We start from the raw sequence: 9622 nt of genomic DNA on the forward strand, positions 1-9622 counted from the left end.
CGTGCCGCGCTGCTCGTCGAGGCATTGCGCTCGCATCCCGAAGATCTTCTCGGTGCGACTGAGGACAAGCTGCATCAGCCGTATCGCGCACCCGCGATGCCGAAGACCGCCGCGTTGGTTGCCGAGCTTCGGGACGCGGGCATCCCGGCGGTCGTCTCAGGCGCGGGCCCCACGGTGCTGGCGCTCACCACGACAGACAGCCGTGACCGAGCCGTGACCTTCGCCCGCCGCGGCTGGAGCGCCCTGCCACTCGAGATAGACCGCAAGGGCGCCCACCTCGCCCCGCTGTAAGACACGCGGAATACACCGAATCCCACCTTTGTTGGCAGGAATGGACGGCGACGTCTACGCTGTGTAAGCGATAGCCGCCCCATCGGGGCGAGGTTTCCGCTCTGCAGCGAGTCAACGATTCCGGTAGCGAGCCTCACAAAGTCTCATTGCCGTCCTTTGATCCGCAGCTTCCCCGCCCCCTAGGGGCGCGCGAGACCAGCCCGGGATCGGCTCAAAAACAAGCTCCCGCCGCATAGGTGGGTTCCTGTGCTCCCGCCGGCAGGACCGGCCGCACCGTAAGAAATAAGGAAGGAACGTAAGTGAGAGAAACTCACGACGTTTAGACCACCGCTACGCCGACCAACGATGCGGCGAGCGCCAACGGATCCGGTAGCGGCCGCCCCAAGGGGCTGTCCGGGATGCTGCTGCCCGAGCTGCAAACGCTCGCAGGCGACCTCGGCATCACCGGCACCGCCAAGATGCGCAAGGGCGAGCTGATCGAGGCGATCCAGGCGAAGCAGAGCGGCGGCTCGCGTTCCGGTGGATCGGCTTCGGCTGACACCGACTCTGCAGATTTGCGCGCGGAGCGCTCTGCAGATGTGCGCGCGGAGCGCGACCGCTCCGACTCGCGAGAGCAGCGCAGCTCCGACGAGCGCGCGCCGCGCGAGAACCGGGACGACCGCGGCTTCGACGAGCGCGACGAGCGCGACGAGCGCAGCATCGATGAGCGCGACGACCGCAACCGCGAACGCCAGCAAGGCGATCGTTCGCAGGGCAACCGGCAGCAGGGCAACCGCCAAGGCGGCGGCCAGAACCGGCAGAACAACCAGAACAACAACCAAGGCCAGGGTGGCCAGGGCGATCGCGATGGCGGTGCTGATCAGCGCCGAGACGGTGACGACGAGTTCGGGTCGAACCGCTCCCGCCGGGGCCGGTTCCGCGAGCGCAACCGTGGTCGCGGTGGCCGCGACCGCTTCGGTGACTCCGAGCCGATCATCGCCGAGGACGATGTCCTCGTCCCGGTCGGCGGAATCATCGACATCCTCGACAACTACGCCTTCGTCCGCACCAGCGGCTACCTCTCGAGCCCCGACGACGTCTACGTCTCGCTGTCCCAGGTACGCCGATACGGGCTGCGCAAGGGTGACGCAGTCACCGGCATGATTCGCCAGCCGCGCGAAGGCGAGCGGCGCGAGAAGTTCAACGCGCTCGTGCGGCTCGACACTGTCAACGGCATCGACCCGGAAGACGCAAAGAAGCGGCCTGACTTCAACAAGCTGATCCCGCTGTATCCGCAGGAGCGGCTGCGCCTGGAGACGGAGCCCAACGACTACACCACGCGCGTCATCGACCTCGTCGCGCCACTCGGCAAGGGCCAGCGCGGCCTGATCGTGTCGCCGCCGAAGGCCGGCAAGACGATGATCCTCCAGGCCATCGCCAACGCGATCACCAAGAACAACCCCGAGTGCCCCCTCATGGTCGTCCTTGTGGACGAGCGGCCCGAGGAAGTCACCGACATGCAGCGCTCGGTGAAGGGTGAGGTCATCGCCTCGACCTTCGACCGGCGCCCGCAGGACCACACGATGGTGGCCGAGCTGTCGATCGAGCGGGCCAAGCGGCTGGTCGAGATGGGCCACGACGTCGTCGTGCTGCTCGACTCGATCACCCGCCTCGGCCGGGCCTACAACCTCGCCGCGCCGGCGTCCGGCCGCATCCTGTCCGGCGGTGTCGACTCGACCGCGCTCTACCCGCCGAAGCGCTTCCTGGGCGCCGCGCGCAACATCGAGAACGGCGGCTCGCTCACCATCATCGCCACGGCGCTGGTCGAGACCGGTTCGGCCGGTGACACGGTGATCTTCGAGGAGTTCAAGGGCACCGGCAACGCCGAGCTGCGGCTGCGGCGCGACATCGCCGACAAGCGCATCTTCCCGGCCGTCGACGTCGACCAGAGCTCGACGCGCAAGGAGGAGCTGCTGCTCAGCCCCGACGAGCTCGCGGTGACGATCAAGCTGCGGCGGGTGCTCCACGCCCTCGACCCCCAGCAGGCGATCGACCTGCTGATGGACCGGTTGCGCAAGACCCGCACGAACTACGAGTTCCTGATGACCATCGCCAAGACGACGCCGGGGCAGGAGTAGCCCGTCCCGAACCCGGCGAAATTGTGCGGGAACCTGTGCGGCGAGCCGTCCGGGAACCTGTTCAGGTGGCGCCCGAACTGCACCGGACACCCGGTTCCCCGCCTCGCGCGGGGGACCGGGTGTTTGTTCGTTGCTCGTCCGAACAAGCCTCGTAACCTTTTCGCAACGCGTGTGGGGTGTCCCCTTCCAATCCGGGTGTGACCTGTGACATCGTGCGACCGTCTCAAGCGTTTACAGAAGACTTGAGGAGAGACGGGGTCAGTCCATGCGGTGGAAGATCAGCATTGCGGCGCTGGCGGTCGCGACGACCGCGCTGTCGGCGTGCAGCAGCAGTGGCAGCAACGGCGGTGGCGGCGGCGGCGGCAGCACGACGCCGACCGGCGGCGGGTCGAGCGCGAACGGCGGCGGCGGCGGTGTCGACACCTCCGCGGTGTCGAAGAACAACATCAAGCCGGTCACCATGACCGGTGACTGCGCCGACTTCGGCAAGTACGGCAAGTACTCGGGTCAGACGGTGACGATCTACACCTCGATCACCAACCCCGAGCTGCAGTACCACATCGACTCGGTCAAGCAGTTCGAGAAGTGCACCGGCATCTCGATCCAGTACCAGGGCACGAAGGACTTCGAGGGCGCGCTGAAGACGAAGGTGCAGGGTGGCAACGCCCCCGACCTCGCGTTCTTCCCGCAGCCGGGTCTGCTGCAGAAGTTCGCCAGCGGCGGCCAGCTCAAGCCAGCCACCGCCGACCTGCTCAAGGAGGCCCAGACCAACTGGGCGCCGTCCTGGATCGGCTACGGCACGGTCGACAAGGTCTTCTTCGGTGCTCCGCTCGGCGCGAACCTGAAGTCGCTCATCTGGTACTCGCCGAAGTACTTCAAGCAGTGGGGCTACACCGTCCCGACGACCTGGGACCAGCTGCAGGCCCTCACGGACAAGGCCGTCAAGGACGGTCACAAGCCGTGGTGCCTCGGCATCGAGTCCGGTGACGCGACCGGCTGGGTGCTCACGGACTGGATGGAAGAGTTCATGCTCCGGATGTACGGCCCGGACGTGTACGACCAGTGGGTCAGCCACAAGATCCCGTTCAACGACCCCAAGGTCCTGGACGTGCTCAAGAAGGTCGGCAGCATCGTCAAGAACCCGGCCTACGTGAACGCGGGCATCGGTGACGTCAAGTCGATCGCGACGACGGCGTTCCAGAAGGGCGGCCTGCCGATCGAGACCGGCAAGTGCGTCTTCCACGCCCAGGCCAACTTCTACGCGGCCAACTGGGACAAGGGCATCAAGGTCGCGCAGGACGGCGACGTCTTCGCCTTCTACGAGCCGACCTTCAACGACAAGTTCGGCAAGGTCGTCGAGGTCGGTGGCGAGTTCGTCGGCGCCTTCAGCGACAGCGCCCCGACGCAGGCCGTGCAGCTCTACCTGGCGAGCGGCGACTGGGCCACCCGCAAGGCGACGCTGAACTCGCAGGCCGGCACGTCCGGTTGGGCCACGGCGAACAAGGCCGTCGACAAGTCGGTGTTCAAGGACCCGATCGACAAGCTGTCGGTCGACATCCTCACCGACCCGTCGTCCAACGCCCGCTTCGACGGTTCGGACGCCATGCCGGCCGAGGTCGGCACCGGCTCGTTCTGGACGCAGATGACCCAGTGGATCCTGGGCAACGTCAGCGACCAGCAGGCGCTCGACAACATCGAGCAGTCCTGGCCCAAGTGAGCCGGAGCGAGTAAGACGGTAGCTCCGAGGTAGTCCATTCGGCGGGTCGGCCGGTCCCGGTGCACGGGGCCGGCCGGCCCACCGATCTCGTTCGACCGACCGGACCGGGAAGTGATGTCGTGAGCTGGTTGCACGATCTGGCCCACTCGACCTCCGCGTGGGGCAAGTTCGGCTTCGCGATCCTGATGGTGATCCTGTTCTTCGCCGTCATGGGGATCGTGCTGTTGCTGGTCGACCGTGCACCGCGCACCGGTCGCGAGAAGATCCAGGCGTTCCTGTTCCTGCTGCCGGCGATCGTGCTGCTCTGCGTCGGCCTGGTCGGCCCGATCATCACGACGATGGTCTCGTCGCTGACCTCCGGTGAGGTCGACCGTCCCGGGTGTGTGCCGCTGCCCCAGTTGCCGAAGCGCTGCGTGGTCAGTTCCGGCGGTTCGTGGAACAACTTCGCCCACTTCAAGTGGATCTTCACCGACAGCACCGCGCTCGAGGCGTTCCGCAACACCATCCTCTGGACGCTGATCGCGCCGGTCGCGGCGACCGCGATCGGCCTCGGCTACGCCTACGCGATCGACAAGATCCGCGGCGAGGCCGTCGCGAAGGCGCTGGTCTTCCTGCCGACGGCGATCTCGTTCGTCGGCGCGGCGGTCATCTGGGGCCTCATGTACCAGCAGCCGTCGCAGAACGGCCCGTCCGGGCTCGTCAACGTCGTGCTGAAGTGGTTCGGCCTCGGGCCGCTGAACTTCCCGACCACCGGTGGTTTCCCGCTGACCCTGATGATGATCGTGGTGATGGTCTGGATCCAGGCCGGGTTCGCCACCGTCGTCCTCAGCGCCGCGATCAAGGCCGTGCCCGCCGAGTTGAGCGAGGCCGCCAAGATCGACGGTGCGACGAACGGCCAGGCCTTCCGCCGGGTCGTCATCCCCTCGATCCGGCCGACTATCGTCGTCGTGCTGGTGACCATCTCGGTCGCGACGCTGAAGGTCTTCGACCTCATCCGCGCCTTCGGCGCCGACCGCTACAACGGCAGCACGCTGGCCAACGAGATGTACAAGGAGTCGCTGCTCGCCGGCATCTCGTCCGGCGGCGGTTCGCCGATCCAGGACCACCGGTCGGCCGCGCTCGCCATGATGATCTTCGTCCTGGTCATCCCCTTCGTCGCCTATCAGGTGCGGCAGATGACCAAGCAGCGGGCGGCCCGATGAGCGCCGGCCCCGTCACCGCGTCCGCGACCGACCTGAGCGGGGAGTGCTCTCGATGACCACCGTCCTGACGCCCACCGGCGGCGCCCCGGCCACGCCGGACCCCGACGCCACCGTCCCGACGCTGGGCCAGGCCGGCCGGGTGCGCAAGGGGCTGACCAACCCGGTCGCTTCGGTCGTCGCGCTCGTGATCGGCGTGCTGTGGACCATCCCGACCCTCGGCCTGTTCGTGCAGTCCTTCCGCAGCAAGCAGGCGCAGGACTCCTCGGGCTGGTGGCACTTCAACGGGTTCACCTTCGACAACTACCGACACGTGCTGTCGGGCAGCCAGAACATCCTGTCGAATCTCGTGAACTCGATCGTCATCGTGATCCCGGCGTCGCTCATCCCGATCGCCGTGGCCTCGATGGCGGCCTACGCGCTGGTCTGGATCGACTTCCGGGGACGCGACTGGATCTACATTGCGATCTTCGCGCTGCAGGTCGTGCCGCTGCAGGTGGCCGTCGTGCCGCTGCTGCGCTTCGTCGTCCACGGCGCCCACATCGGCAGCGTGACGATCATCCCGGAGTTCGGCTTCGCCGGCACGGTGGCCGCGATCTGGTTGGCGCACGCGTGCTTCGCGCTGCCGCTCGCGATCTTCCTCATGCACAACTTCATGTCCGAGATCCCGCGTGACCTGCTCGAGGCAGCGCGCATCGACGGCGCGAGCCACGGCCAGATCTTCCGCACCATCATGCTGCCGCTGCTGCGTCCCGCGCTCGCCGCGTTCGGCATCTTCCAGTTCCTCTGGGTCTGGAACGACCTGTTCGTCGGCATCGTGATGTCGGGCTCGAACCCGTCGATCTCGCCGATCACGGTGTCGATCAACAACCTGCAGAACGGCACCTCCGGCGCCGGCGGCGAGCTGCTGCCGGCTGCGGCGTTCGTGTCGATCGCGATCCCGCTGGTCGTGTTCATCTCCCTGCAGCGCTACTTCGTCCGCGGTCTGCTCGCGGGCTCGGTGAAGGGGTGATGCGCCTGCCGTGACCGAACGGCGGGGGCCGTGCCGGTCACGATCACCCCGCCCGCAGCACCGTGCACCACCCACGATCGCCATGCCGTCGTCGGGCACCGCTCCAGCTGACCGGGGAGCGGAGGACGTCCGGCGGCGGAAATCCGTGAGACGTCGCACCAGGCGGCGTCCGTACCCGGCGCGATCACCCCCCGGTCGAAACGGAGTCCGCTGTGGCCGAAGTGAAGTACGTCAACGCCTACTGCCAGTACCCGGGCAACCCGAAGCCGTCGATCAACGACCTGAACCTCGACATCAAGGACGGCGAGTTCATGGTGCTCGTCGGGCCGTCGGGTTCGGGCAAGTCCACCGCCCTGCGCATGCTCGCCGGCCTCGAGCCGGTCAGCCAGGGCGAGATCCGCATCGACGGTCGCGACGTGGCGCAGTTGCCGCCCAAGGACCGCGACATCGCGATGGTCTTCCAGAGCTACGCGCTCTACCCGCACATGAGCGTCGCCGAGAACATGGGCTTCGCGCTGAAGCTCGCCGGCGTCTCGAAGGAGGAGCGGACGGCGAAGGTGCGCGAGGCGGCCAAGCTGCTGAACCTCGAGGAGTACCTCGACCGCAAGCCGAAGGCGCTCTCCGGCGGTCAGCGCCAGCGTGTCGCGATGGGTCGTGCCATCGTCCGCTCGCCCGCGGTGTTCCTGATGGACGAGCCGCTGTCGAACCTCGACGCCAAGCTGCGCGTGGAGACCCGCTCGAACATCGCACAGCTGCAGGCCCGGCTCGGCACCACGACGCTCTACGTGACCCACGACCAGGTCGAGGCCATGACGATGGGGCACCGGGTGGCGATCCTCAAGGAGGGCGGCTTCCTGCAGCAGGTCGACACGCCGCGCAACCTCTACGACCGCCCGACCAACGCCTTCGTCGCCGGCTTCATCGGCTCGCCCGCGATGAACCTGCGCAAGGCCGAGCTCACCGGTGGCGGCGCGCGACTCGGCAACATCGTGCTGCCGCTGTCGAAGGACGTACTGGACGCCGCGGCCGCCCAGAACCTCAAGGAGATCATCCTCGGCGTGCGGCCCGAGTCGTTCACCCGCAGCGCCGAGACGCACACCCAGGACGAGACGGCCAACGGTCTCAAGATCGAGGTGCTGCTGGTCGAGGAACTCGGCGCCGACGCCTACGTGCACGGCAAGCTGCCCGGCGACGACGCCTCCGCCGCGCCGTATGTCGTGCGCTTCGACGGCCGGGTGCCGCCGCGCATCGGCGAGACGCTGACGATCGACGTCCGCACCGGTGAGGAGCACGCCTTCCACCCCGAGACGCAGGAGCGGCTCGGCGACGCGACCCCGACGCCGGGTACGGCCTCGTCGGCGCCGTCGTTCGCCAAGCAGTAGTCCGAGCAGCAATCCGTCCTGCGGCGCGCAGCCGCGGCCCCCGTCGCTCCGGGGTCGCGCTGCGCGCCGTCGGCGTCTCTGCGAGGCTGTCCGGATGACCGACTTCCCGCAGGCGTCGCTGATCGACAGCATCCGGTTCACCGCCCAGATCGCCGTGCCGGGCGTGATCCAGGGCCTGTTCAGCAAGCGGGTGCTGCCGGTGCGGGTCGCGGCGAAGGCGCACGCCGACCAGTTCGGCCACCAGCTGGTGCAGGGCATGGTCGACCGCGCCGGGGCGGCACCCATCGCGCTCAAGGTCGGCACCGACGACGCGGTGCTGGTGCACACGCCGGAGGACCTCGAGTTCGTGCTCGGCCACTCGCCCAGCCCGTTCGCGTCCGACCCGGCTGCGAAGCACAAGGGCATGGCGGCGTTCCAGCCCGACGCGCTGACGATCTCGCGCGGTGACCTGTGGGCCAACCGGCGGCGTTTCGCCGAGGCCGTGCTCGACACCGGCTCGCCGCTGCACCGGCTCGCGCCGGACTTCGCGGCCGTGGCCGTGGCCGAGGCGGACGCCCTCGTCAGCGCCCGCACCGTCACCTGGGACGCGATCAACGCTGCCTTCCAGCGGATCACCCGCCGGGTGGTCTTCGGTGACGCGGCGACCGACGACCAGCAGCTCACCGACGACCTCGCCGCGCTCATGGCCGCCGGCAACAAGATGCCGGGCACGCCCGCCCCGAACCTCGCGGCGTTCATGGCCAAGGTGCAGGCCCACGTCGACCGCGCCGAGCCGGGCAGCCTGTGCGCGCTCATCGCGGACGCGCCCTCGGACGACCGGACGAACGTGGCCGGCCAGGTCGTGCACTGGTTGTTCGCCATGGGCGACACGCTGCCCGCGAACCTGTACCGCGCGCTCGCGCTGCTGGCGAGCCACCCCGAGCAGCTGCGCGAGGTGCGGCACGCGCTCGGCGACGGCGACCTCACCGATCCGGCCGTCGTCGCCGCGCAGACCTACCTCGCCGGCTGCCTGCAGGAGGCGATGCGGCTCTGGCCCACGACGGCCCTGTTCGGGCGGGTCACCACCGAGGAGGTCACCTTCCCCGGCGGCGGCGTGCTGCCGGCCGGCCGGCAGGTCTTCATCTACAACGTGTTCAACCACCGCCGCCGCGACCTGGTCGAGTACGCCGACCGGTTCGCGCCGGGGGAGTGGGCCTCGGGGGACGCGTCCGAGAACTGGCTGTTCAACTTCTTCAGCCATGGCCCGCAGGGCTGCCCGGGGGCCGGGCTGTCGATCTTCCTCGGCCAGGCGCTCGTCGGCCGGCTGCTGCAGCGCGCCGAGCCGCGGCTGCAGGGCGTGACGCTCGACCCCGCGAAACGGCTGCCCTACAGCCTCGACATCTACGGCTACAGCGTCGCCCTCGCCCCGCGCGCATAGGGGGAATGCCGGGGGGTCCGGTACCGTTGTCGGGTACGTCGGCAGCTGCCGACAGCAACCCGCCTCCGGTTCACCTCTGCATTTCCAGCACGATCCGAGGACCCGGCGGCTCTGTGAAGGGATCCAGCTTCATGAAGAACGGCATCCACCCGGAGTACGTGGAGACCCAGGTGACCTGCTCCTGCGGCAACACGTTCACCACCCGCAGCACCGCCAAGGGCGGCGTCCTGCACGCCGACGTCTGCTCGGCCTGCCACCCGTTCTACACGGGCAAGCAGAAGATCATGGACGTCGGCGGCCGCGTCGACAAGTTCGAGAAGCGCTACGGCAAGCGGCAGCGCCCCACCAAGTAGCTCTCCGACCGGCGCCCGCCCCCGACGGGGGTGGGCGCCGTTGTGTTGTTTGAGAAGGTGACCACCAGGCGATGAGCGCTCGCGCGAAGAGCCCGGCGCCGCGGCGCGGCCCCGCCGGCAGGCGGGTCGAGTTC

The 9622-nt window shown here is 68.5% G+C and carries 7 protein-coding genes and 1 pseudogene; all 8 read left to right on the forward strand.

Annotated elements, in window-relative coordinates:
- Window positions 1–291: pseudogene (locus ACTHMS_RS06650) on the forward strand (homoserine kinase); the annotation flags it as partial.
- Window positions 292–689: 398 nt separating this feature from the next.
- A complete protein-coding gene (gene rho / locus ACTHMS_RS06655) occupies window positions 690–2408 on the forward strand; it encodes a transcription termination factor Rho (RefSeq protein ID WP_440305884.1) in 1719 nt (572 codons plus the stop codon).
- 265 nt (window positions 2409–2673) lie between these two features.
- A complete protein-coding gene (locus ACTHMS_RS06660; protein WP_440305885.1) occupies window positions 2674–4125 on the forward strand; it encodes an ABC transporter substrate-binding protein in 1452 nt (483 codons plus the stop codon).
- A 119-nt stretch (window positions 4126–4244) separates the two neighbouring features.
- A complete protein-coding gene (locus tag ACTHMS_RS06665) occupies window positions 4245–5327 on the forward strand; it encodes a carbohydrate ABC transporter permease (protein WP_440305886.1) in 1083 nt (360 codons plus the stop codon).
- Between the two features lie 52 nt (window positions 5328–5379).
- Window positions 5380–6336: a carbohydrate ABC transporter permease gene (locus ACTHMS_RS06670; protein WP_440305887.1), complete on the forward strand. Its 957-nt coding sequence runs from the start codon at window positions 5380–5382 to the stop codon at window positions 6334–6336.
- Window positions 6337–6548: 212 nt separating this feature from the next.
- Window positions 6549–7718, forward strand: a complete 1170-nt coding sequence (locus tag ACTHMS_RS06675; protein WP_440305888.1) for an ABC transporter ATP-binding protein — start codon at window positions 6549–6551, stop codon at window positions 7716–7718.
- 94 nt (window positions 7719–7812) lie between these two features.
- Window positions 7813–9135, forward strand: a complete 1323-nt coding sequence (locus ACTHMS_RS06680; RefSeq protein WP_440305889.1) for a cytochrome P450 — start codon at window positions 7813–7815, stop codon at window positions 9133–9135.
- Window positions 9136–9266: 131 nt separating this feature from the next.
- Window positions 9267–9488 (forward strand): 50S ribosomal protein L31, encoded by a 222-nt coding sequence (gene rpmE, locus ACTHMS_RS06685; RefSeq protein WP_440305890.1) that lies wholly within the window; start codon window positions 9267–9269, stop codon window positions 9486–9488.
- Window positions 9489–9622 lie beyond the last annotated feature (134 nt).

Source organism: Jatrophihabitans sp. (assembly GCF_051960575.1).
GTDB lineage: Bacteria > Actinomycetota > Actinomycetes > Mycobacteriales > Jatrophihabitantaceae > JBQCEE01.

Coding starts and splice junctions, on each gene's coding strand:
- rpmE (WP_440305890.1), top strand. CDS start 9,267: ATGAAGAACGGCATCCACCCGGAGTACGTGGAGACCCAGGTGACCTGC.
- ACTHMS_RS06660 (WP_440305885.1), top strand. CDS start 2,674: ATGCGGTGGAAGATCAGCATTGCGGCGCTGGCGGTCGCGACGACCGCG.
- rho (WP_440305884.1), top strand. CDS start 690: ATGCTGCTGCCCGAGCTGCAAACGCTCGCAGGCGACCTCGGCATCACC.
- ACTHMS_RS06680 (WP_440305889.1), top strand. CDS start 7,813: ATGACCGACTTCCCGCAGGCGTCGCTGATCGACAGCATCCGGTTCACC.
- ACTHMS_RS06670 (WP_440305887.1), top strand. CDS start 5,380: ATGACCACCGTCCTGACGCCCACCGGCGGCGCCCCGGCCACGCCGGAC.